At 53.5% G+C, this 25,388-nt stretch carries 28 protein-coding genes; 19 read left to right on the forward strand and 9 right to left on the reverse strand.

All coding sequences use genetic code 11. The annotated features are described in order from the left end of the window. The first annotated feature begins 98 nt into the window (after window positions 1-98). From ahcY to Yoon_RS12275, 3 genes are all read left to right on the forward strand, one after another. The gene (gene ahcY / locus Yoon_RS12265; protein WP_238112656.1) at window positions 99-1,487 is read left to right on the forward strand and encodes an adenosylhomocysteinase; all 1,389 of its coding nucleotides are present in this window, start codon (window positions 99-101) and stop codon (window positions 1,485-1,487) included. Window positions 1,488-1,493: 6 nt separating this feature from the next. Beyond that, on the forward strand, window positions 1,494-2,264 hold the full coding sequence (locus Yoon_RS12270; RefSeq protein ID WP_238112538.1) for an extensin family protein: 771 nt from the start codon (window positions 1,494-1,496) through the stop codon (window positions 2,262-2,264). 127 nt (window positions 2,265-2,391) lie between these two features. Then, window positions 2,392-2,733 (forward strand): DUF2853 family protein, encoded by a 342-nt coding sequence (locus Yoon_RS12275; protein WP_113778225.1) that lies wholly within the window; start codon window positions 2,392-2,394, stop codon window positions 2,731-2,733. Between the two features lie 212 nt (window positions 2,734-2,945). On the opposite strand, the gene Yoon_RS12280 is transcribed toward Yoon_RS12275, so the two are convergent. The 5 genes from Yoon_RS12280 to tsaD are packed head-to-tail and all read right to left on the reverse strand — an operon-like array spanning window position 2,946 to window position 6,117. After that, window positions 2,946-3,341: a DUF1761 domain-containing protein gene (locus Yoon_RS12280; RefSeq protein WP_238112540.1), complete on the reverse strand. Its 396-nt coding sequence runs from the start codon at window positions 3,339-3,341 to the stop codon at window positions 2,946-2,948. Window positions 3,342-3,389: 48 nt separating this feature from the next. After that, the gene (locus Yoon_RS12285; RefSeq protein ID WP_238112541.1) at window positions 3,390-3,809 is read right to left on the reverse strand and encodes an EVE domain-containing protein; all 420 of its coding nucleotides are present in this window, start codon (window positions 3,807-3,809) and stop codon (window positions 3,390-3,392) included. Further along, window positions 3,809-4,081 carry a YciI family protein gene (locus tag Yoon_RS12290; protein ID WP_238112542.1) on the reverse strand — a complete coding sequence of 91 codons (273 nt, stop codon included), beginning with the start codon at window positions 4,079-4,081 and terminating at the stop codon, window positions 3,809-3,811. The genes Yoon_RS12285 and Yoon_RS12290 overlap by 1 nt, the downstream gene beginning before the upstream one ends. Further along, on the reverse strand, window positions 4,082-5,044 hold the full coding sequence (locus Yoon_RS12295) for an NAD(P)H-dependent glycerol-3-phosphate dehydrogenase (RefSeq protein WP_238112543.1): 963 nt from the start codon (window positions 5,042-5,044) through the stop codon (window positions 4,082-4,084). Then, window positions 5,041-6,117 (reverse strand): tRNA (adenosine(37)-N6)-threonylcarbamoyltransferase complex transferase subunit TsaD, encoded by a 1,077-nt coding sequence (tsaD, locus tag Yoon_RS12300; protein ID WP_238112544.1) that lies wholly within the window; start codon window positions 6,115-6,117, stop codon window positions 5,041-5,043. Before tsaD ends, Yoon_RS12295 begins: the two co-directional genes overlap by 4 nt. Before the next feature lie 67 nt (window positions 6,118-6,184). On the opposite strand from tsaD, the gene Yoon_RS12305 reads away from it, so the two are divergent. From Yoon_RS12305 to Yoon_RS12315, 3 genes are all read left to right on the forward strand, one after another. Next, window positions 6,185-6,898, forward strand: coding sequence for a uroporphyrinogen-III synthase (locus Yoon_RS12305; RefSeq protein ID WP_238112545.1), 714 nt, complete (start codon window positions 6,185-6,187; stop codon window positions 6,896-6,898). Between the two features lie 75 nt (window positions 6,899-6,973). Further along, window positions 6,974-8,140: a hypothetical protein gene (locus Yoon_RS12310; RefSeq protein ID WP_238112546.1), complete on the forward strand. Its 1,167-nt coding sequence runs from the start codon at window positions 6,974-6,976 to the stop codon at window positions 8,138-8,140. Between the two features lie 11 nt (window positions 8,141-8,151). Beyond that, entirely contained in the window at window positions 8,152-9,612 is a 1,461-nt protein-coding gene (locus tag Yoon_RS12315) for a heme biosynthesis protein HemY (protein WP_238112547.1), read from the forward strand. A gap of 39 nt (window positions 9,613-9,651) precedes the next feature. Here Yoon_RS12315 and Yoon_RS12320 read toward each other — a convergent pair whose 3' ends face one another. Both Yoon_RS12320 and Yoon_RS12325 read right to left on the reverse strand, forming a co-directional pair. After that, window positions 9,652-10,569 carry a sugar kinase gene (locus Yoon_RS12320; protein WP_238112549.1) on the reverse strand — a complete coding sequence of 306 codons (918 nt, stop codon included), beginning with the start codon at window positions 10,567-10,569 and terminating at the stop codon, window positions 9,652-9,654. Beyond that, window positions 10,570-11,262 carry an FCD domain-containing protein gene (locus Yoon_RS12325; RefSeq protein WP_238112551.1) on the reverse strand — a complete coding sequence of 231 codons (693 nt, stop codon included), beginning with the start codon at window positions 11,260-11,262 and terminating at the stop codon, window positions 10,570-10,572. 213 nt (window positions 11,263-11,475) lie between these two features. Here Yoon_RS12325 and Yoon_RS12330 point away from each other — a divergent pair, with 213 nt between their 5' ends. The 7 genes from Yoon_RS12330 (at window position 11,476) to Yoon_RS12360 (ending at window position 20,093) form a co-directional block, all read left to right on the forward strand. Continuing rightward, a complete protein-coding gene (locus Yoon_RS12330; protein WP_238112657.1) occupies window positions 11,476-12,498 on the forward strand; it encodes a LacI family DNA-binding transcriptional regulator in 1,023 nt (340 codons plus the stop codon). A 99-nt stretch (window positions 12,499-12,597) separates the two neighbouring features. After that, window positions 12,598-13,893 (forward strand): sugar ABC transporter substrate-binding protein, encoded by a 1,296-nt coding sequence (locus Yoon_RS12335; protein ID WP_238112553.1) that lies wholly within the window; start codon window positions 12,598-12,600, stop codon window positions 13,891-13,893. 170 nt (window positions 13,894-14,063) lie between these two features. Then, window positions 14,064-15,002, forward strand: a complete 939-nt coding sequence (locus Yoon_RS12340) for a carbohydrate ABC transporter permease (protein WP_113778214.1) — start codon at window positions 14,064-14,066, stop codon at window positions 15,000-15,002. Window positions 15,003-15,014: 12 nt separating this feature from the next. Beyond that, window positions 15,015-15,851, forward strand: a complete 837-nt coding sequence (locus Yoon_RS12345; protein ID WP_113778213.1) for a carbohydrate ABC transporter permease — start codon at window positions 15,015-15,017, stop codon at window positions 15,849-15,851. After that, on the forward strand, window positions 15,851-17,272 hold the full coding sequence (locus Yoon_RS12350; protein WP_238112555.1) for a mannitol dehydrogenase family protein: 1,422 nt from the start codon (window positions 15,851-15,853) through the stop codon (window positions 17,270-17,272). Before Yoon_RS12345 ends, Yoon_RS12350 begins: the two co-directional genes overlap by 1 nt. Further along, the gene (locus tag Yoon_RS12355; RefSeq protein WP_238112556.1) at window positions 17,260-18,294 is read left to right on the forward strand and encodes an ABC transporter ATP-binding protein; all 1,035 of its coding nucleotides are present in this window, start codon (window positions 17,260-17,262) and stop codon (window positions 18,292-18,294) included. Before Yoon_RS12350 ends, Yoon_RS12355 begins: the two co-directional genes overlap by 13 nt. A 167-nt stretch (window positions 18,295-18,461) precedes the next feature. After that, window positions 18,462-20,093 (forward strand): alpha-D-glucose phosphate-specific phosphoglucomutase, encoded by a 1,632-nt coding sequence (locus tag Yoon_RS12360; RefSeq protein ID WP_238112558.1) that lies wholly within the window; start codon window positions 18,462-18,464, stop codon window positions 20,091-20,093. Window positions 20,094-20,137: 44 nt separating this feature from the next. Here the strand turns inward: Yoon_RS12360 and Yoon_RS12365 are convergent, their stop codons facing one another. Beyond that, entirely contained in the window at window positions 20,138-21,019 is an 882-nt protein-coding gene (locus tag Yoon_RS12365; protein WP_238112559.1) for a LysR family transcriptional regulator, read from the reverse strand. Between the two features lie 96 nt (window positions 21,020-21,115). On the opposite strand from Yoon_RS12365, the gene Yoon_RS12370 reads away from it, so the two are divergent. The 5 genes from Yoon_RS12370 (at window position 21,116) to Yoon_RS12390 (ending at window position 24,596) form a co-directional block, all read left to right on the forward strand. Further along, a complete protein-coding gene (locus Yoon_RS12370; protein WP_238112560.1) occupies window positions 21,116-21,451 on the forward strand; it encodes a DUF2218 domain-containing protein in 336 nt (111 codons plus the stop codon). A gap of 17 nt (window positions 21,452-21,468) precedes the next feature. Next, window positions 21,469-22,068 carry a sulfite oxidase heme-binding subunit YedZ gene (locus Yoon_RS12375; protein WP_238112561.1) on the forward strand — a complete coding sequence of 200 codons (600 nt, stop codon included), beginning with the start codon at window positions 21,469-21,471 and terminating at the stop codon, window positions 22,066-22,068. A 36-nt stretch (window positions 22,069-22,104) separates the two neighbouring features. After that, a complete protein-coding gene (locus Yoon_RS12380; RefSeq protein WP_238112562.1) occupies window positions 22,105-22,917 on the forward strand; it encodes a glutathione S-transferase family protein in 813 nt (270 codons plus the stop codon). A 392-nt stretch (window positions 22,918-23,309) separates the two neighbouring features. Continuing rightward, window positions 23,310-23,894: an HdeD family acid-resistance protein gene (locus Yoon_RS12385; RefSeq protein ID WP_238112563.1), complete on the forward strand. Its 585-nt coding sequence runs from the start codon at window positions 23,310-23,312 to the stop codon at window positions 23,892-23,894. Window positions 23,895-24,017: 123 nt separating this feature from the next. After that, complete coding sequence (locus tag Yoon_RS12390; protein ID WP_238112564.1) at window positions 24,018-24,596, forward strand: hypothetical protein; 579 nt, start codon at window positions 24,018-24,020, stop codon at window positions 24,594-24,596. A 54-nt stretch (window positions 24,597-24,650) separates the two neighbouring features. On the opposite strand, the gene Yoon_RS12395 is transcribed toward Yoon_RS12390, so the two are convergent. After that, complete coding sequence (locus tag Yoon_RS12395) at window positions 24,651-25,043, reverse strand: universal stress protein (protein ID WP_238112565.1); 393 nt, start codon at window positions 25,041-25,043, stop codon at window positions 24,651-24,653. Between the two features lie 113 nt (window positions 25,044-25,156). Here Yoon_RS12395 and Yoon_RS12400 point away from each other — a divergent pair, with 113 nt between their 5' ends. Further along, window positions 25,157-25,348, forward strand: a complete 192-nt coding sequence (locus Yoon_RS12400; protein ID WP_238112567.1) for a hypothetical protein — start codon at window positions 25,157-25,159, stop codon at window positions 25,346-25,348. Window positions 25,349-25,388: the final 40 nt, after the last annotated feature.

The raw sequence follows: 25,388 nt of genomic DNA on the forward strand, positions 1-25,388 counted from the left end.
TTAATCTAATATTGAATGATCTGGATAATACGCGGGTTTGGATTGTGGCAAGCCGTTTGCAATGGTATTGGCGCGCAACCTTTCTAGGAGAATGAATGATGTCGCAAGATTACATCGTAAAAGATATCGACCTCGCCGCTTTTGGCCGCAAAGAACTGGATATTGCCGAAACTGAAATGCCGGGGCTGATGGCGCTGCGGGCTGAATATGGTGAGAGCAAGCCGCTTGCTGGGTCCCGCATCGTTGGGTCGCTACATATGACGATCCAAACCGCCGTGTTAATCGAAACATTGGTCGCGCTGGGCGCGGACGTACGTTGGGCGTCTTGCAATATCTTTTCAACACAAGATCACGCCGCTGCGGCGATTGCGGCAGGCGGCACGCCTGTATTTGCGATTAAAGGTCAGTCACTTGTCGAACATTGGGACTATCTTGATCGGTCGTTCCAATTCCCCGACGGCGCGAACATGATCCTGGATGACGGTGGCGATGCGACATTATATATCCTGCTGGGTGCGCGCGCCGAAGCTGGCGAAGATGTGCTTTCTGTGCCGACTTCTGAGGAAGAAGAAGCCATTTTTGCGCAAATCAAAAAACGTATGGCCGAAACACCCGGCTGGTTCACCAAAACACGCGATGCGATCAAAGGCGTCTCTGAAGAAACGACAACGGGTGTTCACCGCCTGTATGACCTGCACAAGAAAGGCCAGCTTCCTTTCCCCGCAATCAACGTGAACGATTCGGTGACCAAGTCGAAATTCGACAATAAATACGGCTGCAAGGAATCGCTGGTCGACGGTATTCGCCGTGCGACAGATACGATGCTGGCCGGTAAAGTTGCGGTTGTCTGCGGTTATGGTGACGTTGGCAAAGGCTCAGCTGCGTCGCTGTCCGGCGCTGGTGCGCGTGTAAAAGTGACCGAAGTTGACCCAATTTGCGCACTTCAGGCTGCGATGGACGGGTTCGAAGTTGTCGTTCTTGAAGATGTCGTCGATAGCGCTGATGTGTTCATCACAACGACAGGCAACAAAGACGTCATCCGGATCGAGCACATGCGCGAGATGAAGGATATGGCAATCGTTGGGAACATCGGCCACTTCGACAATGAAATTCAGGTTGCCGCGCTGAAAAACCACAAATGGACCAACATCAAAGAACAGGTCGACATGATCGAGATGCCGTCGGGCAGCCGTTTGATCTTGCTCTCTGAGGGGCGTTTGTTGAACCTTGGGAACGCAACCGGTCACCCGTCATTTGTGATGTCCGCATCGTTCACGAACCAAGTTCTGGCGCAGATCGAAATCTGGACCAAAGGTGATGAATACGCGCCGGGCGTGTTTATCCTGCCCAAGCATTTGGACGAAAAGGTTGCACGTTTGCACCTTGATCGGATCGGCGTGAAGCTGTCCACACTGCGCAAAGAACAAGCGGATTATATCGGTGTGACCGTCGAAGGGCCGTTTAAGCCTGAACACTACCGCTACTAAGCGATCATGCGGCACAGCATTCGTCAGGCGAAGGCCCAGGCCGCAGAAAAAAGTAAAAAGCGCGACCATCCCATTTTGCGTGGGGCGGTTGCGTTTTTCTTTGCAATCACGCTGATAGCGGGCGGTTATGGAATGTTTGTTCATCCTGAAACCCCGTTGCCACGGGCATGGAATCCAATGCAGCCGCTGCGTATTGATGACCAGATCACACCACTAACAGCGTGGAAGCTATCGCGCGCATCGGATGATCCGGCGCTATGTCTTGCTGCACTAGATGGGTATGCGTCGTTTACACCGATGAACGACATGGTGATTTCCGATCAGTGTCATATCCAAGATAGGGTGACGCTATCCGCGGTCGGGCAAGCCAAACTGGACGAGGTCGAAACAAGGTGCGCAATCGCGCTGCGGTTGGCGATGTGGGAACACCACAGTTTGCAACCCGCCGCACAGCAGTTTTTGAGTGCGACCGTGCAGTCGATCACCCAGATTGGTAGCTACAACTGCCGTGCGATACGGACACTTGAGGGCACTAGTACAAGGATGAGCACCCACGCCACCGCCGAGGCGATTGATATCAGTGGGTTTCAGTTCGCTAACGGGGAACGGATATCTTTGCTCCGTGATTGGGATGGGAATACACCCCAAGCGCAGTTTCTTCGGGCCGCCCGGGACGGCGCTTGCAGCTTTTTCAAGCTTACGCTCTCACCGGACTATAACGCGCTTCATGCCGACCATTTTCACCTGCAATCGCGGGGCTGGGGGTTGTGTCGCTGACGGCGAAAGATTGCCGCATGTAGGGTTTTTTCTTTACGAGCAACAATATCCCCCGTTAACGTGCAGCCAGCGCAGCAAAAATATGCGGCGTCGATCAATTCAAAATATCAACACTGGGGACAATTTCATGGGTAAACGAGACGATTTAATCGCAAAATACGCAGACGACCTGAAAAACAAATGCGGCATCACGCCGGATATGGATTTGCTGACGAAGGTTACAATCGGCTGCGGCCCTGCGATCTATAACGCCGACGCGTCAACCGTTGCCGCCAGCCAACCCGATGAAATTGAGACAGTAAAAAACAATTTCCTGATCAAGAAGCTTGGCCTCAAAGACAGTGCCGAACTTGATACAGCCATTGATTCCGTGCTGACTACTTATGGCCAATCAGAGCGCAACAAATACCGCGCGGTTGTGTACTACATGCTAACAAAGCATTTCGGCAAAGAGGCCATCTACGGATAAGTCTTTGTTATTACGTTAAGATACGCCCGCCAATGCGCGGGCGTTTTGCATTTGAACTAAATGCGCTGCGCTAAGTCTTTGCCAGATACTGCGCTTTGCGGTTAGGTAGTGATCAGGATCAGTAGGTCCGGACCTAGATATTCAGATGCGTGTGGTGGCTTAGGAGCACGCGGGGTGAAAAGGGGGTTCGGGCTATGTCTGAGCCCCCTTTTTTAAAACAGCGTTAATACCAAACCGATGATGGCCGCAGCTGCTGTCGCATAGCCACCATCGATTACGGCAAGCTTCCATGGCCTATCAGAATAGCCCGTGTTGATGAAAATCCACGGCGTAATAAGAAACAGCCCAATACCTAGCCCGGCTTGCAGCCCTTTGCCCGCTGTTTCGATTCCCGAAAGTGCAAAAATATGCCGTGTCATCCCTGCGACAAGCAGAATGCAGATGAATGAAACGATGTAGGGCGTCGGATTCGATCCGTTTTCAGGTTTTCCGTCTGCCCCAATCTTGATGCCTGCCGCTGCCATCCATGGTTTTGCAAGCACCATGTAATAGGCTGCGCCAAATGCAAATGCCGCGATTGTCGCGACGACAATTGAAAGAATAGCCATTGATAACCTCCCGTTTGGTGGGATTATGCGGCGCTTTGCCCCGTCACGCTAGGGTTTTGTGTTTCCAAGCGCGCAGACGATATCCCATTCTGTATCGGTGACGGGCTGCACAGATAGGCGCGAAGACTTTACCAGCGCCATGTCCTGCAAGCGCGCGTCTTCTTTGATTTGCGCAAGGGTGACTGGGGTTATGAAGGGGCGGATCGCTTTGATATCCACACACTCCCAGCGCGGGTCATCGGTGGTGCTGTCTTGGTGGGCTTCGGCACACACCTCGACAATGCCAACGATCTCAAGCCCGCTACGTGAGTGGTAGAAAAACCCCCGATCGCCCAGCTTCATCGCGCGCATGTTGTTGCGCGCTTGGTAGTTGCGCACACCGTCCCACTCTTCTCCGGCCTCACCTTTGGCGACCTGTTTGTCCCAACCCCAAACGTCAGGTTCAGATTTGAACAGCCAATATGCCATTAGCCGACGACCTTTTTCCAGGCTTGGATCCGCACGTCGCTGAAAAGCCCAGCTTTGGCATAAGGATCATTGTCGGCCCAGGCTTGGGCTGCGGCCAAATCAGCGACCTCTAGCACAATAAGAGACCCGCACATTTGATCGCCGTTGTCTAAAAATGGCCCGGCCATCTCGACAACGCCCGTATCCGCAATATAGGCCAAATGTGCGTCGCGATTATCAAGCCGTACCTGTAGTGCGCCGGGTTTATCTGTCGTCATGAGTGCAAAACGCATTTATTCTTCCTTTAGTGGTCGTGATAGCAGTGCATTTAGCGCGCGCATCACATCGGTTTTATCTTCGGTCAGATCTGCGACAACTGTGCAGATTGGCATATCAATGTCTAGGTCGCGCGCAAGTTGGCGCACGGCACGCGCGGTTGCAGCCCCTTCGACAGTGGTGTCACTGTCAAAGCTTTCACCACGCCCAAGAGCGAGCCCATAGCGAAAATTGCGTGATTGTTCAGAGGTGCACGTCAGCACCAGATCACCAAAACCGGATAGCCCAGACAGCGTATCCGCTTGCCCACCCAATTCGGTGGCGAGCCGCTGCATTTCGGGAAACCCGCGAGTGATCAAAGCCGCGCGGGCACTTTCGCCAAGCCCGGCGCCAATGGCCACGCCTGATGCGATTGCCATCACGTTTTTCAGCGCGCCACCCAATTCCGCGCCCACTGTGTCTGTCGTTCTGTAAATCCGTAGTGATGTGGTCGAAAGTGCGGTTTGCAAAATTGCCCCAAGTGCATCATCTGCACATGCAAGCGTCAGCGCCGTTGGCAGCCCGCGCGCAATATCCGCCGCAAAGCTGGGTCCGGTTAGCATGGCTGCGGTTGCATCCGGCACGAGATCGCGGATCGTGCTGGCGGGACCCGTCATGCGGGTCAGGTCGATGCCCTTGCAACAGGCCACAAGGTACTTGCCAGACAGCTGGGCAGCATGGGTATTCAAGAACGCAGGCAAGGTTTGTGCCGGGATTGCCAACAACAAGGTGTCGCAGCTAAAAACAGTCTCTAACTTAGCTGAAATAGATATATTTTTGGGTAAGGTTACACCGGGCAGTTTGGCGTTGCCACGCGTGGTTTGCATTGCTGTGACAGCATCGGCATTCCGCGCCCAAAGCGCGATGTCATTACCATCAAGCGCAAGCGCCACCCCAAGTGCAGTGCCAAACGCACCGCCACCAACGATCCCAATCTTCATGCCTTCGCCCCTTTTTTTCCCGATCCGAGCATGGGCGCCGCCCGTTGGTCAAGCGGCCATCGCGGGCGCGCCGAAAGCGTCAAATCATCACGGTGCCCCGCTTGCATCATTTCGATCCCGGCATAGGCGATCATCGCGGCGTTATCAGTGCATAAATTCAGCGGTGGTGCGACAAAATCAGTGTCTAATTCAGCGCAAACCTGCATTAGTCCATCCCGGATGGCCCCGTTTGCAGCGACCCCACCTGCAATGGCAAAACTGCGTTTTTCTGGGTTCAACGCCAGATAGGCCTGCATTGCACGGCGTGTTTTTTCGATCAAAACGTCAGTGACCGCTGATTGGAAGCCCGCGCAAAGGTCGGCTTGATCTTGCGGGGTTAACCCGCCTTTTTCGGCAACGACACTATCACGGGCGCGCAAGATCGCGGTTTTGAGCCCGGAAAATGACATATCGCATCCCGGTTGGTTCAATAGCGGTCGCGGGAGCTTGAACCGTTTTGCATTGCCTGCTGCCGCCGCTTTTTCAACCGATGGCCCACCGGGTTGCGGCAGGCCTAAAATGCGCGCGGTTTTGTCAAAGGCTTCGCCGGGGGCGTCATCAATTGTGCCGCCGATGCGTTGATAGGTGTCATGAGATTCGGCAATCAGAAACTGACAATGTCCGCCTGATACAAGTAGCATCAAATAGGGGTAGGGCACTTGATCAGTCAGACGGGGTGTTAATGCGTGCCCGGCAAGATGGTTCACGCCGATCAATGGCAAGCCTGTCGCGGCGGATAATCCTTTGGCACACATCACGCCAGACAGGACACCGCCAATCAAACCGGGGCCAGCAGTGACAGCGATTCCATCCAATTCAGGCAGTGTTAGACCCGATTTTTGCAATGCCTCTTCGATACAAAGATCCAGTTTTTCGGCATGGGCGCGGGCTGCAATTTCAGGAACCACGCCACCAAAATCGGCGTGCAGCGCCGTCTGCCCATACACCACAGAGGCAAGCACATCCGTGCCACGTACCACGGCGGCGGCGGTATCATCGCAGCTGCTTTCTATTCCAAGGAGGGTCAGGGTCATGTGCGGCTCTTTGCTTGTGTGTGCCAGGCAGGTAACATCGCGCGACACTCCGAACAATGGTGAGCAGATGACCCCGACCCTGATCCTGACAAGACCCGCGCCAATCGCACAGGTGTTTGCGGATCAATTGCGCCACAGATTTGGCGATCAGGTTCGGGTTATTACGTCGCCTCTTATTGAAATTGTACCGGTGCCGATAACCGAAGATCTGTCCGAAATCACCGGGGTTATCTTTACCTCTGCGCAGGCGGTAGATGCGCCGGCGCTACCCCGCGGTTTGACCGCATGGTGCGTTGGCCCCAAGACGACCGAACGGGCAAAAAGCGCGGGGTTCGCGACAATCACGGGGCCAGGCGATGCAGCCGGTTTGGCGCAGATGATTGTGCACGCCGCGCCCTGCGGCCGATTGGCGCATATTCGGGGGCGCCATGTGCAAGAAAACGTCGCACGGCAGCTGAACGAATCTGGCATCCCATGTGCGGATATTATTGCCTATGATCAGCGCCCCCTTACGCTGTCTGGCGAAGCGAAAAATGCGCTAAAAGGGAAGCTTCCTGTCGTATTACCCCTGTTTTCTGCGCGTACAGCCACCATATTGAAAGAACAGGGGCCATTTTCTGCGCCTCTACACGTTGTCGTAATGAGTGAGCAGATAAAACGGGCGGTGGGTCGCATGAATGCACAAACGACCGGCATCGCTGCGCAACCCAGTGGAAATGCGATGGTTGACGCGACCGTTGCACGGCTGGATGCGCTATTGAAAGACAATACCGACGGTTGAGAGCATCTCATCTCCGGGGTAAAGTAAGTGAATATTGGCGTAAACTGCGAGTCTGTTCGCTGGAAGGGTATTATTGTGGCAAAACAGCCATCCAAAAAGGCGCAAAAAGCACCGGAAAACGCGGCAACAGAAGCGTTGGGCGACGCAAAACCCCATATTGATTCTATCCCGGCCGAAGTTTACGCAACGGAATCTGCGCAGGCACAGTCTGTGCCACTAGAACCTACGCCAGCAGTTGCAGAACCAGAGCCAACGCCCGAACCTCGACCGCAGCCTGTCCCGGAAAAGCGTGCCAGCGGGTTTATGCCTCTGCTGCTCGGTGGCTTGATCGCTGGCGCGATTGGGTTTGGTGTTGCATCTTTGACGAAACCAACCGCCGATACGTCTTATGCTGATCAGCTTGCAACTCAGGCGGGTGAAATTGATAGTTTGCGTCAGCAAATCGCGGGAATTCCCGATGTTGATTTATCGGGCGTGACGACAGCTCAGGACGAAATTTCGGTTGTAATAGGTGCGCTTGAATCTGACGTGACCTCCGCGCTTGATGCTCTTTCAGAACGGGTCACAACGCTTGAAAATCAGCCACGTATTGTTGGCGAAGGTGCGGCACCTGCAACCGCTGCCTATCAGGCAGAGCTTGACGCGCTACGCGCCCAAATCGACGATATGACTAATATCGCCGAAACGCAGTTGGAAGCAGCCCGTGCCGAAGCCGCCGCGATTGAAGAAAATGCAGCCCTTGCAGCACGCAATGCTGCGGGTCGCGCCGCTTTGGCGCGTGTGCAATCGGGTTTGGAAACGGGCGCGCCACTTGGCGCGGCGCTCGGCGATCTCGAAGCGGCATTGGGGCAAAGCGCGCCAGAGGCACTATTGGCGGTCCAAGATGGCGTGCCGACATTGCTGAATTTGCGCGAAACCTATGCTGATGCGGCGCGTACGGCACTTGCGACGGCGCGCGCCGAAGGCGTTTCAGGCGAAGACACAGGCGGTTTCGGCGCGTTTTTGCGTGATCAATTCGATGTTCGGTCGACTGCACCGCGCGAAGGTGATGATGCGGATGCGATCTTGTCGCGTGCAGGCGCGGCTATTGACGCAGGGCGTCTGTCTGATGCGCTTACTGAAATTGCGGGGCTTCCCGAAGTTGCGCGCGCGGAAATGTCGGACTGGCTCTCTCAGGCTGAAATGCGCGCTGCCGCGCAATCGGCAATCGATCTGCTTTCTACCACCCTTAGTGACAATTAAAGGCGATATTTATGCTCTGGTCTCTCATCAAAATTATTGCTTTCGTTGTCGCGGTTACTGCGCTGACCTTTGGATCCACGTTGCTGATGGATGTCGAAGGGGGTGCCACGATTGGTATCGCGGGCAAAGAAGTCACGCTGAGCACCCTTGAAATGGTGTTCGCGCTGGTCGCTTTGGCGGTCACAGTTTGGCTTGGGCTGAAGTTATTGGCGTTTCTGGTTGCCGGATTCAAATTTTTGAATGGTGATGAAACTGCGATTTCGCGCTATTTTGATCGCAATCGCGAACGCAAAGGGTACGAGGCCCTATCCGAAGGCATGATGGCGCTTGCGTCAGGCGAAGGGCATCTTGCGATGACCAAGGCTAACCGCGCGGATAAATACCTTAACCAGCCAGAATTGACGAACCTGTTGACGGCGCAAGCGGCTGAAATGACAGGTGATCATCGCAAGGCGGAAGAAACTTATAAGAAACTGCTGCAAAACGACAAAACGCGCTTTGTCGGTGTGCGCGGGATCATGAAACAAAAGCTGTCCGAGGGTGACACAGATACAGCGATGGCGCTGGCGCAAAAGGCGTTTGCCCTGAAGCCTAAGCATGAAGAAACCCAAGATGTGTTGCTGCAATTGCAGGCCGAAAAGGCGGATTGGGCCGGCGCGCGTCAAACCTTGGGCGCAAAGCTGAAATCGGGGTATTTGCCGCGTGATGTGCATAAACGCCGTGATGCGGTCTTGGCCCTGTCCGAAGCACGGGAGATCATGGACGAAGGCAAAACCATCGAGGCCCGCGAAGCCGCAGTTGAGGCAAACCGCCTCTCGCCGGATTTGATCCCAGCCGCGATTATGGCCGCACGCAGTTATATTGTTGCGGATAATGCCCGTTACGCGACCCGCGTTTTGACCAAGACATGGAATGCGCAGCCGCACCCAGATATTGCAACAGCATTTGCCGAAATCGTGCCCGATGAAACCCCGCAAGAGCGGCTAAAGCGGTTCCGCGCGTTGATAAAGGCGACACCAGATCACCCCGAAACAAGGATGTTATTGGCTGAATTGCAAATCGCCGCCGAAGATTTCCCAGCCGCCAAACGCGCTTTGGGCGATCTGATTGAAACAAATCCGACAGCGCGCAGCCTGACGCTGATGGCCGCGATTGAACGTGGCGCTGGCGCCGAAGATTCTGTCGTGCGGGGTTGGCTGACACGTGCGCTGACCGCGCCGCGTGGCCCGCAGTGGATTTGCGACAAATGCCAGCATATCCACGCGGCATGGGCCCCGACCTGCGAAAATTGCGGCGCGTTTGACACACTTTCTTGGAAAACGCCGCCTGCAAGCGAGATCGCAATGCCGTCCGGCACTGAAATGTTGCCGCTGATCGTGGGGCAGGATACGGATCAAAATCTTCCTGTGCCGATTGAAACACCAGATGCAGAAATCATCGATCCAGATACCCCCAAAGCCTCGGTGACTTAAAAACCCCTTGAATGCAGCTATTTTAACCTAGCATCGCACCTATTCAGGGATAATTGCACCGGGGGTCGCGATGACGCGGGCCGCTAATGCATGGCCTGCTGCCATCGCTTGCAGGGGCGACTGGCCGCGCGCGATTGCCGAAAGGTAGCCCGCGTTAAAACTATCGCCAGCCGCAGTAGTATCAACGACGTTGATCGGCTCCGGGGGAACGGCAAAGACATGGGTGCCTGATAGATCAAGTGGCCCCTCTTCCCCACGTTTCAGCGCGCCTTCTGTTGCTCCGATACCGTTCAACCGGGCGACTGTGGCTTCTGTGCTTGCATCGCCAAATAGCGCCTGTTCGTCATCTACTGAAGGCAAGGCGATATCGGCACGCCGCCACATTTCGGTGTTCACGTCACGTGCGGTTTGAATGTCCTCCCACAGTTGGGGGCGGTGATTGCTATCGTAAACCAATGTGCCGCCCGCAGCGCTGAATGCTTCGGCCCATGCGATTACCTGGGCCCGAATAGCAGGTGGCAAAATCGCCATCGAAATCCCTGTCAGCAGCACCATGTCAAACCGGTTGAGATCATCAAACGACACAGTTCCACCGGGCGAAAACAATTGTCGTGCCGCCGCGGCAGAGCGCCAGTAGCTAAAACTGCGTTCGCCAGTTTCATCGGTATCAATCGCATAAAGGCCTGGCATCTGCCCGGCGCGGCGTTCAACACATGTGGTATCCAGCCCGTGGCTTTGGATCGCGGCGTGAATGCGGTCCGAGTAAGGGTCGGTGCCCAAAGCCGTGACATATGACACGCTGATATCGCTGCCGCGCAGCGCCCGCGTGAGGTAAACAGCAGTGTTATATGTATCACCTGCAACGCCAACACGCGCGCTGCCATCTTGGTTGGCGATCAGTTCGATCATCACTTCACCGATGCAGGCGATGCTGTGGATTGGCCGTTTAGTCGTCATTTAGATATCTCCGAAAGTCAGCCGCACTTGGTCCCAAGCGTCGGCAAGATGTGAACGCAGTGCGGCTTCGGCGGCATCAGGATCGCGCAATAAAATGGCGTCCATGATCGCGGTATGCGATGCAAAGTTGATCCGATTGCGGTCGGCAAGACGGGGCATTTGCCCCCATTGCGGCGCAAGCCAAGTCGTATAGGCGCGGTGAATGGCAGGGTACGCGGGGTTGCCGGGGATATCGTAAAGCACCGCGTGGAATTGTTGGTCAGTTTGGTAAAATTGATCATTGTCATCAATAGCCGCTCCATTCGCGGCAAGTGCGGTCTTTAAGTTCACAATGTCCTTTTTACCCGCAGATAGGGCAGCTTCGCGTACCAACGCAGCTTCGAGCATAATGCGCGTGTCGAACAGATTGTGCACGCCACCGGGTTGTTGCAACAGGTTGTCAACGATTGATCCTGCGGCATCAAATGCCGCCCCAAAGCCAGCTTTGCGAATGACAGGGCGATGGCGTGGCTTGGCTTTTATTAAGCCTTGGCTCGACAAGATGCGTACAGCTTCGCGGGCGACGGTGCGACTGACCTCAAATTCGGCCATCAGGTCACGTTCAGCAGGCAATAGGTCACCATGAGCAAGCGCACCGCTATGGATACGCGCTGTGATCGTGTGAACGATGCTATCTGCCGCACGGCCTGTCACTCTTACCAACTCCCAGTTTGTATATTTAGTACGACTAAATACGTAAGTATTGTTGAATATTTGGAAAAGCAAGCATTTTTGGTACGACCAAATAATGATCGCAGGTTATTGTTTCGCGAAAATTACAAATCTGTACTTGATTTTGTCGCGCGACAAGTTTTTGATAAGTTGCGCAAATTTGTGTCAATTACCGAACCGAAAGCGATTGAAGCGATGGAAACCAAGATCCGAAATATGGAAGATTTTGCGAAGGCGAGCGGCATTTCGCGCCCAACAATTTCCAAATACTTCAACGATCCCAATGCTGTTCGCAACACGACGCGCGAACGGATTGAGCAGGCGCTAGAGACCTACGATTACCGCCCAAATATTTTTGCGATGAACCAAAACCGCAAACTTACCCGTAACATTGGCGTTGTTGTCCCGTCGCTTGCCGACCCATTCTTTGCTGAAATTGCGCGTAACGTCGAAAGGCGTTGTATTGACGCGGGCTATCAGCCAACGCTGTACAGTGCGCATGGCAATCGCGACCAAGAAGTCGAAATTCTTGATAGTTTGCGGTCGCTAAAACCTGCTGGATTGTTGATTGCCCCATTGGGGCGCAGTTCGGACAAGGCGATGATCGAAAAGTTCAGTCGAAAAGTTCCAACTGTGTTGTTCGATAGCTATCTGCCTGACATCGGGCTGTCCTTCGGTGGGTCGGATAACTTCCAGTTTGGTCGATTGATTGTCGACTATTTGTGCCGCACGGGGACGCCGCCATGTTTCTTTGAGATGCAGAACCCATCAAACCCAAACGCAAATAAACGTCGGCAAGGGTATATTGCAGCTATGGAAGCCCTTGGGCACGCCCCACAGGTGGTAAGTGTCACAGGGGAAGGTTGGAACTTTGAAGAGATTGGACGGAACGGAGGGCTTGAAATCATCGACAGTGACGGCTTCCCGAGCGACACGGTACTGTGCAGCAATGACCGTCTTGCGATCGGGCTAATATCGGCCTGCTTTGCACGTAAAATGCCCGTTGGGTTCGAGGAAGACAGTGCGATTCGTATTGCTGGGATGGACGATCATCCGTTCTCGCGGTTCACTTGTCCGCCGCTTACAACAATTTCACAAGACTACGAAGCAATTTCTAAGCATGCTGTTGAAACACTGTTCGGAAATCTGGAAGGTGATGAAATTACAGACAAAGTTGTTCTTTTTGAGGGCAATTTGATCATGCGAAAATCGGCTTAATCTTGGTTAAAAAGTTTCCGCGCGTAAAATTTTGGTTGACCGCGCGGCCATAACTGATCAGGATATTTCCAGTGGAGATTTGTTTCTGGGAGGAAAAAGATGAAATCTTTGATGAACACGGCTGTCGGTCTGTCGATGACTGTTGCAACTGCAACTACTGCATTTGCTGAAGGTCACGCAACTGAGCTGACAATCGCGATCGTGAACAACGGTCACATGATCAACATGCAAACTGTCGCTGAAGCTTACACCGCTGAAACCGGTGTGACCCTAAACTGGGTATCACTGGAAGAAGGCGTTCTGCGCGAGCAGGTCACGTCTGACACAGCAACTGGTGGCGGCCAGTACGACATCATCAACATCGGCATGCAAGAAGCGCCGATTTGGGGTGCTGCAGGTTGGATCGAACCACTTGAGTTCGGCGCCGACTATGACGTTGACGACATGCTGCCAGCAATGCGCAACGGTCTGTCTGCTGACGGTACGCTTTACGCTGCACCATTCTATGGTGAATCTTCGATGGTTATGTACCGCAAGGACCTGACTGACGCGGCTGGCGTATCAATCGCTGACAACGACAGCTGGGACAACGTGATGGCAGCAGCCGCTGCAATGCACGACCCAGACAACGGGGTTTACGGTGCATGTCTGCGCGGTAAGCCGGGCTGGGGCGACAACATGGCGTTCGTCACGACTGTTGTGAACTCATTCGGCGGTGCATGGTTCGATGCTGAAATGCGTCCAACACTGGATTCAGACGAATGGAAAGCTGCGATCAACTTCTACGTTGAGCTGCTGGGCACATACGGCCCTCCGGGTTCTGAAGGCAACTCCTTCAACGAGATCCTCGCGCTTTATAACGAAGGCAAATGTGGCCTTTGGATCGATGCGACAATCGCGGCTTCTTTCCTTGAAGTAGACGGTGTTGCATACGCTCAGTCTCCGAATGCTGGTAACCCTGTTGGTGCGAACTGGCTGTGGGCATGGGCAATGGCTGTTCCTGCGGGCACAGATACTGCCGATGAAGCCAAAGCATTCATCGAATGGGCAACATCGAAAGCCTATATCGAAGCTGTTGGTAACCACCCAGACTTCGGTTGGGGTTCTGTTCCTACTGGGACACGTGCATCAACATATGCAATCCCTGAGTTCCAAGCTGCTGCACCTTTCGCAGCCGCAGAATTGGCAGCGATTGAATCTGCGGCACCAGAAGCCACAGACATCAAGCCATACGTTGGTGTTCAGTTCGCTTCGATCCCTGAATTCCCAGAAGTGGGTACAGCGGTTGCACAAGAAATCGCAGCGGCATTGTCTGGCGCGAAATCTGTCGACGACGCACTGGAAGCTGCGCAATCTGCGGCTGATGCAATCATGTCCGAAGCGGGTTACTACTAACTCTCTTTGACAGAAATGGTACAGGCCCGGTGGTTAACGCCGGGCCTGTTACCCTAGCAGAACTCTTTATCGCTTGGCTTGATCGCGGCATATCCAACTTGTGCTGATCGCCGAATGAGCGCCCGCCCAATAATCACGACGCAACCCCGAATGAACAGGTGACCCGAGCTATGTCCAAAAGAACGCTCCCTCGCATCCTTCAAACGCCAGCGGTCATACTTTTGTTGATCTGGATGCTGGTCCCGCTGAGCATGACGCTCTATTTTTCCTTCATTCGCTATGTGTTGAACAGCAACATCCGGCCCGAATGGACAACGCCTGCACTTAGCAACTGGCGCGGTTTTGGGAACTATGCCTACGTCTTGAAGGCCAAGGATTTCCTATTCGCGATCCAAAACTCGGTTTTTATCGTAGGCAGCATCTTGATCATCACGGTTGTTTTGGGCCTTGCGATTGCGGTTTTGATTAACCGTAACTTCCCCGGTCGTGGAATCGTACGTGTCCTTTTGATTTCGCCTTTCTTTGTGATGCCAGCGGTGAACGCGGTATTGTGGATCAACATGATCCTTGACCCGGTGCTGGGCCTGCAAGGCATCGCAGTTGGTGGCATCAATAATCTGGTCGATGGGCTGCGGGATTTCCCGGTGTTGGGCTGGTTCTTTAACCTCTGGCCGACGCTTGAGCCGATCTCTTTCCGGGCGACGCAGACCTCTGCCTATGCGGTGATCATGATGGTTGCTTGGCAGTGGACGCCTTTTGCGGTCCTGATCTTTATGACCTCTTTGCAGTCCGAAGATGAAAGCCAAAAAGAAGCAGCGACGCTTGACGGGGCATCACCTTGGTCTCAGTTCATCAATTTGACAGTGCCGCATTTAGCCCGGCCAATCGCGATCGTCGTGATGATCCAATCGATCTTTCACCTGTCACTTTACGCAGAGATTGAGATCGTCAGCCGCGGGAACGGGAATAAAAACCTGCCCTATCTGATCGGCGAATTCACATCCAATAACATCGGCGCCGCAAGCGCCACGGGCATCTTTGCCGTCATTCTTGCCAATATCATCGCAATCTTCTTGCTGCGCATGGTTGGCAAAAGCTTGATGGACTAGGGGGAAAAGATCATGGCAGCCGTTACAGAACGTTCAAATTTTGGCAAAATCGCATGGCCCATCGTGGCATGGATCGTCGCCCTTATCTTCTTTTTCCCAATCTTTTGGCTGGTGTTCACCAGCTTCAAGACAGATGCCGACGCCGTTAAACCGGAACACCTGTTCCGCTTTACGCCGACGCTAGAAAACTACACGAACATGACCCAGAACTATGACTACTGGAAGTTCGCGATCAACTCGGTGATCACATCGACCTTTGCGACGCTATTCGCGTTGGCAGTGGGTGTCCCGGCGGCCTATGCGATGGCGTTTAACCCCAGCCGTCACACCAAAGATATCCTGATGTGGATGCTCTCGACGAAAATGCTGCCCGCTGCGGCCGTGCTTTATCCGATGACATTCTTGACCAAGAACTTCCTTGGCATCTTTGATACGCATTTTCTGGTCATCGTGGTCTTGTGCCTGATCAACCTGCCGATCGTGATTTGGATGTTGTTCACCTACTTCAAAGAGATCCCAAAAGAGATCATCGAAGCGGGTAAAATGGATGGCGTTTCCACATGGGGCGAAATCAAGGATATCCTGATCCCCCTGGCATGGGGTGGCATCGCATCGACCGCGCTTTTGACATTCATCTTCTGCTGGAACGAAGCCTATTGGACCGTGCGCCTGACAACCATTGATGCCGCGACTTTGTCAAAGCTGATCGAGGGCAACCGCGCGCCAGAAGGCCTGTTCTTTGGTCGCCTGTCTGCGGTGTCTACAGCGGCGATTGCACCAATCGTTATACTTGGCTGGTTCTGCCAAAAGCAGCTGGTCCAAGGCCTTACATTCGGAGCAGTGAAGTAATGTCGGTGACGTCCTCTCTTAATATCTCTGCCACAAGCTATGACAGATCCGCATGTGCCGTTGGTATTGTCCATCTTGGCTACGGCGCGTTTCACCGTGCCCACCAAGCGGTCTACATCGATGACTATATGGATGTATCTGGCGATCTGCGCTGGGGCATTGCGGCGGTCAACCTGCGCGGTTCTGAGGCAGCACAGTTCGCGGCGGCAAAAGCTGACACGGAGACGCATGATGGATATTATCTGAAATCCATTTCGGCGGACAATGACGTCGACCTACGGCGTGTCCGCTCGCATGTGAAATTTGTGGATTGGAGCATTGCACAAACCGAGGCAGAGAAGCTTTTGAGCACTGCATCGGTACATCTGGTGACAATTACGGTGACCGAAAGCGGGTATTACACCGACCCGAATGGCGATCTAAACACGGACGACCCGATGATCGCTGGCGAAGTTTCCGGCGGACAGCCCCAAAGTGTCTATGGTTATCTACGGGCTGCGTTGCGTGGCCGGATGGATAGCATTGGTACACCGCTCACGATTGCGTGCTGCGACAATATTCGCCAAAACGGCAAAATGCTGCACCGCAATCTGTTGGCCTATTTGGAAGCTTGCAACGATGCACCGCTTGCCGAATGGGTTGCGCAAAACGTGGCGTTCCCCTGTTCTATGGTGGATCGGATTACGCCACGCAGCTCGCAAGATCTGGCAGATGAACTAAGCAAGATTGTCGGCGCGACGGTTACGTCACCGATCATGGCCGAAGATTTCACGCAGTGGGTATTGCAAGACACCGCTGCCGCGCAAATGCCTGCGCTGACCCAAGCAGGGGTCACAGTGACGCCTGATGTCGACCCGTATGAAGAGACCAAAATTCGCGTTCTCAATGGCGGGCATACCGCGCTTTGCTATTTAGCTGCGTTGGAAGGTGTTGAAACCTTTGATGCTGCGATGCGGGTGCCACATTTGAACGCGCATTTCCATGCGTTTGAGCAAGACGAGGTTTTGCCTGCGCTGACGATTGCTTTGCCATTCTCAAAGGAAGACTATCTTGCTGATATCGCCCGACGGTTTGGGAACAAAGCAATCGGTGATACGGTCGCGCGGATCTGTGCTGACGGTATGGCGAAATTCCCGATTTTTGTGCGGCCCACGCTTGAAGGCTGCCTGAAGCAAGGGATCATGCCGAAAAACGCCATCCGTAGCATCGCAAGCTGGCACCAGTTTGCGCGCCGTGTGGACGCGGGTAAAATCCCGTTCGATTATATCGAACCAAGCTGGACCGATCTGAAGGCGATGCTTGGGACAGATGCCTTTATCACCAGTCGCCAGCTTTGGGGCGACCTACCTGAAACATATCCCGAATTTGCCGCTGAGTTGCGGCGCGAAATTACTGAATTGGAGGCAACATGGCCGGTCTAACACTTCGCGATGTAAAAAAGCGCTACGGTGAAACGCAAGTGATGCACGGTGTCGATCTTGATATCGAACATGGTGAATTCGTCGTATTTGTTGGCCCGTCGGGCTGCGGCAAATCAACCTTGCTGCGCATGATCGCTGGTCTCGAAGAAATCAGCGATGGCACTGTCGCCATTGGCGATACTGTGGTCAACGATGTAGCGGCGTCAAAACGCGGCGTTGCAATGGTGTTCCAAACCTACGCTTTGTACCCGCATATGACGGTTTACAAGAACATGGCGTTTGGTCTGAAACAGGCAAAAACCGATCCGGCTGAGATCGACAAGCGTGTGAAAGCCGCTGCAGAAATCTTGCAGCTTGGTGATTACCTTGACCGCAGCCCGCGCAATTTGTCCGGTGGTCAGCGTCAGCGGGTCGCCATTGGCCGTGCCATTGTACGCGATCCGGAGGTGTTCTTGTTCGACGAACCGCTGTCAAACCTTGATGCGGCGTTGCGGGTGCAGACACGTTTAGAAATCGCGCGTTTGCACGAACGCCTTGGGAACACGATGATCTACGTGACCCACGATCAGGTCGAGGCGATGACCCTCGCTGACAAAATCGTTGTGCTGCGTGATGGACGTATTGAGCAGGTCGGTTCGCCAATTGAACTTTACGAACGCCCGCAGAACGCATTTGTTGCGCAGTTTATCGGCAGCCCCAAGATGAACTTCTTTGGCCCAGGTGACCTTGCGGCAAATGCGGCGGCTGTTCTTGGAAAAGAATTGCCAGCGTCGCAACAAGTTGGCCTACGCCCTGAACACATGGTCATCAGCGATCCAGCGAATGGCGTGGTTGAAGGCAAGATGGAACTTGTTGAAAACCTTGGCGAATACGCGATGGTTCACATGATCACCGAAACTGGCGTTGAATTTATTGCAAAGACAGAAAAGCCACCGGCAGCCAAAAAAGGTGAAGTGATTAGCTTTACGATTAAACCCGAGCTTGCACATTACTTTGATGCAGAGACAGGTTTACGCAGCTAAGCCTATGTATAACCTCCTAGCCTAAAGAGATTTAGGTTTTTAACGCATGGGCTTGTGGCGTCGTACGAAATTGGTGCGGCGCCATTTTTCTGTTCACAAAGACCTTGGGTTGGTTCCCGTTTGGTTTCATGGCACGATATGCGCATATCCGAACGAAGGACCGGTTTATGAAGATTAAATCCGTTAGTTGCTCTCCGATTGAGGGGCAGTTGCCCGGAACGTCCGGCCTGCGCAAAAAAACCCGTGTGTTTATGGCGCCCGGATATCTCGAAAATTTTATTCAGGCGACGTTTGACGCGATTGGTGGCGGCCAAGATAAGACGTTGATTGTCGGGGGTGATGGGCGATTTTTTAATCGCGATGCTATTCAAACGATCCTGAAAATGGCGGCCGCCAATGGCGTGACAAAGGTAATTGTTGGTCAGGATGGCATCCTGTCGACACCTGCGGCGTCCCACTTGATCCGCCTGAACAACGCTGAGGGCGGGTTTATCCTTTCTGCCAGCCATAACCCCGGCGGGATTGACGAAGACTTTGGGGTTAAATTCAACGGTCAAAACGGTGGCCCTGCGCCTGAAAGTTTGACGGATCTTATCTTTGAGGCGACGAAAAACATTACGCAATATCAGATAGTTGATGTAGACGATGTTGATTTGGCGTCCATCGTCACATCCTACATTGGCGGCATGTCAGTGCAGATCGTTGATCCCGTCGAAAGCTATGAGACGCTGATGCAAACACTGTTTGATTTCGACGCCATCCGCGGTCTTTTTGAATCTGGGTTCACCATGTGTTTTGACGCCATGCACGCGGTCACTGGACCCTATGCGACGGCGATATTGGAAGGCTCATTGGGTGCGGCGCCGGGAACGGTGGTCAATGGCACCCCGCTTGAAGATTTTGGCAAAGGTCACCCTGACCCCAATCCGATTTGGGCTAAAACACTGATGGATTTGATGATGTCAGATGCGGCCCCAGATTTGGGCGCGGCCTCGGATGGTGATGGGGACCGGAACATGATCGTGGGGCGCGGAATCTATGTCACCCCATCTGACAGTCTCGCGGTCCTTGCGGCCAATGCGCATCTTGCTCCGGCCTATGCAGGCGGCCTTGCGGGCATCGCGCGGTCCATGCCGACCAGCGCGGCCAGCGACCGGGTCGCGCAAAAACTTGGGATCGGGCTGTACGAGACGCCAACGGGCTGGAAATTCTTTGGAAACCTTTTGGATGCTGGCAAAGTCACGATTTGCGGTGAGGAAAGCGCAGGCACAGGGTCTGACCATGTCCGCGAAAAAGATGGGCTTTGGGCGGTGCTTCTGTGGTTGAATATTCTGGCTGTCCGCAAGCAATCTGTGTCCGAAATTGTGACCGATCACTGGGCGACCTATGGGCGCGATTACTATTCGCGGTTTGATTACGAGGCTATCGCGACTGAAAAGGCCAATGCGCTGATGTCCGACCTGCGCGCGCGGATTACTGGGCTTTCTGGGCAAACTGTGGCGGGTCTTACCGTCGCGTCGGCTGATGAGTTTTCTTATGATGATCCGGTTGACGGGTCTGTCAGCGAAAATCAAGGGGTACGTATTGCGTTTACAGGCGGTGGTCGCGCTGTGTTCCGACTGTCGGGAACAGGCACACAAGGGGCGACACTTCGTCTGTATCTTGAACAATATGCCGATCAGACAGGGGATTTGACCCGTGCCACACAAGACGCGCTGCAAAAGGTGCGTGATGCCGCTTTGGCGATCAGCAAGATGCAAGACATGATTGGGCGCACCACGCCGGACGTGATCAGCTGATTGCCCCGAATTCAAGCACAGACAATGGCGGGCAGCCTATGATGCTACCTGCGATGGTTTGCCAAAAACCGTATGAATGTCAGCGTGAGATTTTCGCGTCGTGATTTGTCGGACCACATAGCATAAACGCCAAGCGGGCTGAGGCTCCAGTCCGGCAAAAGACGCACGAGCGTCCCAGATTTTTCACCGCGTTCGGCCAGATGTAGCGGTAGGATAGTCACGCCGATGTTTTGGCACACAAAATGATAGAGCGCATCAGCACTGTCGACTTGAATTTGAGATCTTCCTTTGACTTCGAAAACCTGCCCGGAAGGGTCCACTAATTCCGCCGTATCGGAACGTTGTTTGTACCAAATCCAATCCCAATCCTGGAGATCTTTGGCATGGGTCGGCGGCGGGCGGGACGCGGCATAATCACGGCCCGCCACTAAAACGCGGTCAATGCTTTGCAGCTTGCGCTGCATTGTCGCGCTGTCGTCGGGCCAGCCCGCACGGATATTGATGTCAAACCCATCCTCCAACAACCCGACAGGATAGTCGCTATATGACACCGTCATTGCTACGTGCGGATGTTGGCGGATGAAATCGGCGATGACCGTCGAAAGCCAAGAAGATGACATAAACGCCGGAACCGATATGCGTAAAGCACCAGCAGGTTCAAGCGACAGCGCGTTCAGTTCGTTTAGCCCGGTTTCGGCACTGCGCAGCATGTCAGCCACGCGCGCATAAAGAACCCTGCCTTCGTTGGTCAACGCGATTTTGCGTGTCGTGCGGTAAAGCAAAGTTGCACCAAGATGATCTTCTAGATCAGACACAGTTTCGCTGACCCGCGATGGAGCAATGCCAATGGATTTAGCCGCCGCCCGGAAAGAGCCGTTTTCCACGACGCGGGCAAAGACTGCCAAATGTCTAAGGTGGTTGATCATTGTTCTGCCTCGCGGAACTATCATTTCTAAAATCGTCGGATAGTCAAAAACAAATGCAGTGGCTAGCTGTAGATCAAACAACAAAGGAGTTGCGACATGCAAGCCGTATCAAGGGTTGAAACCGCTTTAGCCGCCCAATACCTTGGCTCGCTTTGTCAGCATTTTGGGCACAAAATACCGGTAGAGCATAATGATTTAAAAGGAAAAATTCAATTTCCTTTTGGGCAATGCAATCTCGTGGCGGATGAAATATCGCTGCAGCTTTGCGCTATCGCCGACAACCAAAACGATCTTGATAAGACGGTAGACGTCGTGACCAACCATCTCGAACGGTTTGCCTTTCGCGAAAGCCCCGACATCACTTGGCAAGCGACAGCGACCTGTGACGAGACACACAACCACCAAAACCTTGGCATTTCGGTGCCGATTTGAACAAGAGGGCATAAGACATGCTGTTACGATTTTCTCCCTATTTGCTTTGGGCGCTGCTCGCGCTACCGGGGTTTGGCGCGCTGATGGGCATCATCAATGCAACCGGCCCCGACGCACTAAAAGACGCGTTACATCCGACAGATGAATTCGCTGCGCGGTTCATGATCATCGGGATGTTGGCTTCGCCGCTTGTTTTGATCTTTCGTGGCTGGCGCGGCCCGCGCTGGCTTATGAAAAACCGGCGTTACTTTGGTGTTGCCGCATTCTTTTATGCTTTGGCACACACGGTCATCTATCTGGTTGACCTCGGATCGCTTCAGCAAATTTTGAACGATATTCCAAAGCTTTACATTTGGACCGGCTGGATTGCTTTTCTTATTTTCGTTCCACTCGGGATCACGTCATCAGATTATTTCGTGCGCGCAATGGGGACAAAATGGAAGCTGCTGCAGCGGACGACCTATGTTGCTGCGGTCATGACTCTATTGCACTGGGCTGCACTCCATGAATGGGGCGGCGTCTCTGCTGCGCTTGTCCATTTCGGTCCGCTCGCGGTGCTCGAAGCCTACCGCGTTTGGTATTGGTATCTGCGCCCCAGACCCGCGCGTGGCGCATAAGAACCCGCAAACCCCACCCAAAACCGGGAAAATACCATGCCGATCCTGCCCTCTGACAATTCCGATATCGCTTCGCTTAAAGGTATCCACCTGTATCACGCGGGCATCTCCAACTGCTCTATGCGGGTTCGCATTGCGCTCGAAGAAAAGGGGTTGAACTGGACGTCTCATGAAATCGACCTTGGCCAACAAGAAAACCTGAAAGATTGGTATCTGGCAATCAACCCTAAAGGGCTGGTACCTGCGATTGTTGACGATGGCGTTCTTGTGACGGAATCGGCTGATATTCTTTATTACCTAGAAGAAAAATTCCCAGAACCGCCGCTTTTGTCGTCCGATCCCGTGCGCGCCGATGAGGCCCGCGAATGGCTCGATCTTGCTGCTGCCTTACATATGAAGGCGATCAAGACATGGGTTTATGGCAGTACGGGCGGCGCTTCGAAAAAACGTTCGGACATGAAGCATTATGCGGAGATTCAGTCCGACAAGTCTTTGGTTCAGTTTCATGAACACTCGCTTGACGGGTTCACAGATCAAGAGATTGAAGTGGCCCGCAAAATGCTTGCCGATGTGTTTGGCCGGGTGGAAATCCGGCTCAAGGATCACGTGTTCCTCGTAGGGGATACACAAAGTCTCGCTGACGTCGCTTGGTTGCCGCAATATGTGTTACTGAACATGCTTGGATTCGATTTTCGTCCCTTCCCGTCGGTCGTTGAATGGGCAAAGCGGCAACAACAACGCCAAGCATACGAAAAGGCAGTAGCATCTTGGATGCCAAAGGTTCCTGGGTGGGTGATGCGCCTGGGTGTCAGGCTCAAGCGGTTTTACAGCAAGTTGAAGCCAGCCTAGGATTCAGGACCCCGCGATAATGTCACGGGAAACCATGAAAACCTGTTGAGTTTCTTGAAACTCCGCGCAAAATTGATCAACTGAGCGAGCCGAGTACGTCGATTGTGTTCGGCAATTGACCTGCGTCAATCATCTGGTCCGTTCTGTCGTTAGTATGGTGGTAGCAGAATCGAGGTCTTAGATGACTACCAATCATACAACTTATATCAATACCCCTGAAGCAGTCGGCGTGTTCGACAGTGTTGAGACACTTCAAGTTGCCATTAAGCACATTGCTGAAAAAATTCTGAACGGCCATTCGGGTCGAGATGGCCACATCCATGGCAGGAGCGAATAGCGCCATTTGCTGTGGCAAATCTACCCCAGATCCCATTCGCGCGAAGGAAAAGAACATGACAAGCGACCACGACGGATTTTTGAACAATGGGCCCGCAGCTTTCGTGACAAAGATGCAAAAGGGTATTTTGTGGGGCGGGGTGGTGATGATCCTGCTTGGCGTCGCCGCGATTGCGGCCCCGCTCCTGAGTTCATTGGTTGTTGAATTGATGATCGGCTGGTTGTTGACCGTCAGCGGGGCGCTTGCGGTGATAGGCGCATTCTCTTTGCGCAGGACGGGTGTGTTTGCGTGGAATATTGGTGCAGGTCTTGTCACATTGATCGGCGGGGTTTTGATGTTGTCCTACCCGCTTGAAGGGCTTGTTGCGCTCACGGTTCTTGTGGCGTTGATCTTGTTGATAACCGGGCTCGCCCAAGCCATCATTGCCCTGTGGATCAGACCAGCACTGGGCTGGGCATGGGCCGGATTTTCTGCACTGATCAGTATCGCTTTGGGCCTCTATATCTTTGCGGCCTTACCCGAAGCCTCTGCGGTGGTCTTAGGGTTGATGGTTGGCATTGATTTTGTGAGCACCGGCACGGCGATGGTGTTGATTGCGCGGTCTGCAGCATTGGTACAGCACAACCTGCGAGGGGAATGAAACGCATGCGGAATTGTTCTGAAATCGCCCTATGTCTCAAAGCGCAAGAACTGATCGCAATGGACGCGCGCTGTCATCATGCCGCCCCCTTAAATAACCGAACCATTGGGGAAGGGTATAATCGTGTCTGATGTCATCGACCAAATTCGGGCGCGTATTAAGGCTTTGGAGGCCGAGCTCGATGATGAAATTGCGCGCCATCGACGTGATTTCAAATACCAGATCCAACAGCGGCGCATTGTCTTTGAACGCGATATTCAAAAACAGCACGCAGCCGTGAAACAAAGGCTCGCGTCTTACCTATCCGATGCACGCCCATTGGTCGTGCTGACGGCACCTGTCATCTATGCAATGATTATTCCGTTTGTCCTATTGGATGTGTTTGTGACGATTTATCAGACCGTTTGCTTTCCTGTGTATCGCATCCAAAAGGTCAAGCGTTCAGACTATATTACCTTTGATCGCAAGCATTTAGCCTACTTGAACGGTCTCGAAAAATTCAATTGTCTGTATTGTTCGTATGGCAATGGTTTACTGGCTTATGCCCGTGAAATTGCTGGGCGTACGGAAAAACATTGGTGTCCGATCAAACACGCCAAACGGATGGATGGCATGCACCCACATTATCCCGATTTTTTGGAATTTGGTGATGCTGAAGGGTACCAAAAGACAAAACAAGCATCCCACGACTCCACAAAATAAGAGCACCCGGTCACTTAGGTGTGACCGGGTGCCCAACTTTGTGGAGGAAATTGGTCAGTGCGCCATAAACACGGCTTGGTCGGTTTGTTTGATCAAATCCCGTGTTGTGCCGCCAAAAATCGCTTCGCGGGTTCTGGAGTGACCGTAGGCACCAGAAACGATAAGATCTGCACCTGCCTCTTTAGAAAGATCCAAGATACAGGTTGCGATGTCCTGACCACCGCTTGGGAACTGGCGCAGGGTTACATTGCAGCCGTGATTGGACAGCCATTTTGCGATGTCAACACCGGGGTCTTCGCCGTCGCGCCACTCTGTCTTTACGGGGTCGATTGAGCCGATGATCACCTCTTCCGCGTGGCGCAGGGCTGGCAACGCCAGGTGAACCGCGCGTGCAGATTGCAACTGCGTGTTCCACGCCACAAAGACCGTTTCCGGCGCATTCAGCATGCTTGCTTTTGCGTCGTTTATCAGCACCCCCAACAGGAGATTTGAACAAAACGCCATGCAGTAACTGATCAAAGACCGTCGCGTGTTTGCGCAGGTCTTCGCTGACCCAGACAATGTCACATACCATGGCCTGCTGTGCGATGTTGTGCCCGATCGCGTTCGGTTCACATGAAATCGCAGACACGCCGCCTGAAACACCATGTTTTTCGAGCAGCAGCTTGATCTCTGCGACCTTGGCTGCCGCTGCGCGTTTGTTTTCAGCAACTTCGGCACGCCAATCATCGGGTATTTCGGTCGTACCGTAAGGCGGAATTCCATAGCTATAGTAAGGCACAACGGGCATTT

The sequence above is a fragment of the Yoonia sp. I 8.24 genome (genome assembly GCF_022096995.1).
Lineage (GTDB): Bacteria > Pseudomonadota > Alphaproteobacteria > Rhodobacterales > Rhodobacteraceae > Yoonia.

Excerpts from the sequence above, each read along its gene's own strand:
- Yoon_RS12385 (WP_238112563.1), top strand. The coding sequence starts at position 23,310 with ATGACAAGCGACCACGACGGATTTTTGAACAATGGGCCCGCAGCTTTC.
- Yoon_RS12285 (WP_238112541.1), bottom strand. The coding sequence starts at position 3,809 with ATGGCATATTGGCTGTTCAAATCTGAACCTGACGTTTGGGGTTGGGAC.
- Yoon_RS12315 (WP_238112547.1), top strand. The coding sequence starts at position 8,152 with ATGCTCTGGTCTCTCATCAAAATTATTGCTTTCGTTGTCGCGGTTACT.
- Yoon_RS12320 (WP_238112549.1), bottom strand. The coding sequence starts at position 10,569 with ATGACGACTAAACGGCCAATCCACAGCATCGCCTGCATCGGTGAAGTG.
- Yoon_RS12340 (WP_113778214.1), top strand. The coding sequence starts at position 14,064 with ATGTCCAAAAGAACGCTCCCTCGCATCCTTCAAACGCCAGCGGTCATA.
- Yoon_RS12365 (WP_238112559.1), bottom strand. The coding sequence starts at position 21,019 with ATGATCAACCACCTTAGACATTTGGCAGTCTTTGCCCGCGTCGTGGAA.
- Yoon_RS12395 (WP_238112565.1), bottom strand. The coding sequence starts at position 25,043 with ATGCTGAATGCGCCGGAAACGGTCTTTGTGGCGTGGAACACGCAGTTG.
- Yoon_RS12295 (WP_238112543.1), bottom strand. The coding sequence starts at position 5,044 with ATGAAGATTGGGATCGTTGGTGGCGGTGCGTTTGGCACTGCACTTGGG.
- Yoon_RS12280 (WP_238112540.1), bottom strand. The coding sequence starts at position 3,341 with ATGGCTATTCTTTCAATTGTCGTCGCGACAATCGCGGCATTTGCATTT.
- Yoon_RS12270 (WP_238112538.1), top strand. The coding sequence starts at position 1,494 with ATGCGGCACAGCATTCGTCAGGCGAAGGCCCAGGCCGCAGAAAAAAGT.
- ahcY (WP_238112656.1), top strand. The coding sequence starts at position 99 with ATGTCGCAAGATTACATCGTAAAAGATATCGACCTCGCCGCTTTTGGC.
- Yoon_RS12345 (WP_113778213.1), top strand. The coding sequence starts at position 15,015 with ATGGCAGCCGTTACAGAACGTTCAAATTTTGGCAAAATCGCATGGCCC.
- Yoon_RS12360 (WP_238112558.1), top strand. The coding sequence starts at position 18,462 with ATGAAGATTAAATCCGTTAGTTGCTCTCCGATTGAGGGGCAGTTGCCC.
- tsaD (WP_238112544.1), bottom strand. The coding sequence starts at position 6,117 with ATGACCCTGACCCTCCTTGGAATAGAAAGCAGCTGCGATGATACCGCC.
- Yoon_RS12275 (WP_113778225.1), top strand. The coding sequence starts at position 2,392 with ATGGGTAAACGAGACGATTTAATCGCAAAATACGCAGACGACCTGAAA.
- Yoon_RS12355 (WP_238112556.1), top strand. The coding sequence starts at position 17,260 with ATGGCCGGTCTAACACTTCGCGATGTAAAAAAGCGCTACGGTGAAACG.
- Yoon_RS12305 (WP_238112545.1), top strand. The coding sequence starts at position 6,185 with ATGACCCCGACCCTGATCCTGACAAGACCCGCGCCAATCGCACAGGTG.
- Yoon_RS12375 (WP_238112561.1), top strand. The coding sequence starts at position 21,469 with ATGCTGTTACGATTTTCTCCCTATTTGCTTTGGGCGCTGCTCGCGCTA.
- Yoon_RS12350 (WP_238112555.1), top strand. The coding sequence starts at position 15,851 with ATGTCGGTGACGTCCTCTCTTAATATCTCTGCCACAAGCTATGACAGA.
- Yoon_RS12290 (WP_238112542.1), bottom strand. The coding sequence starts at position 4,081 with ATGCGTTTTGCACTCATGACGACAGATAAACCCGGCGCACTACAGGTA.
- Yoon_RS12370 (WP_238112560.1), top strand. The coding sequence starts at position 21,116 with ATGCAAGCCGTATCAAGGGTTGAAACCGCTTTAGCCGCCCAATACCTT.
- Yoon_RS12400 (WP_238112567.1), top strand. The coding sequence starts at position 25,157 with ATGTCACATACCATGGCCTGCTGTGCGATGTTGTGCCCGATCGCGTTC.
- Yoon_RS12335 (WP_238112553.1), top strand. The coding sequence starts at position 12,598 with ATGAAATCTTTGATGAACACGGCTGTCGGTCTGTCGATGACTGTTGCA.
- Yoon_RS12330 (WP_238112657.1), top strand. The coding sequence starts at position 11,476 with ATGGAAACCAAGATCCGAAATATGGAAGATTTTGCGAAGGCGAGCGGC.
- Yoon_RS12380 (WP_238112562.1), top strand. The coding sequence starts at position 22,105 with ATGCCGATCCTGCCCTCTGACAATTCCGATATCGCTTCGCTTAAAGGT.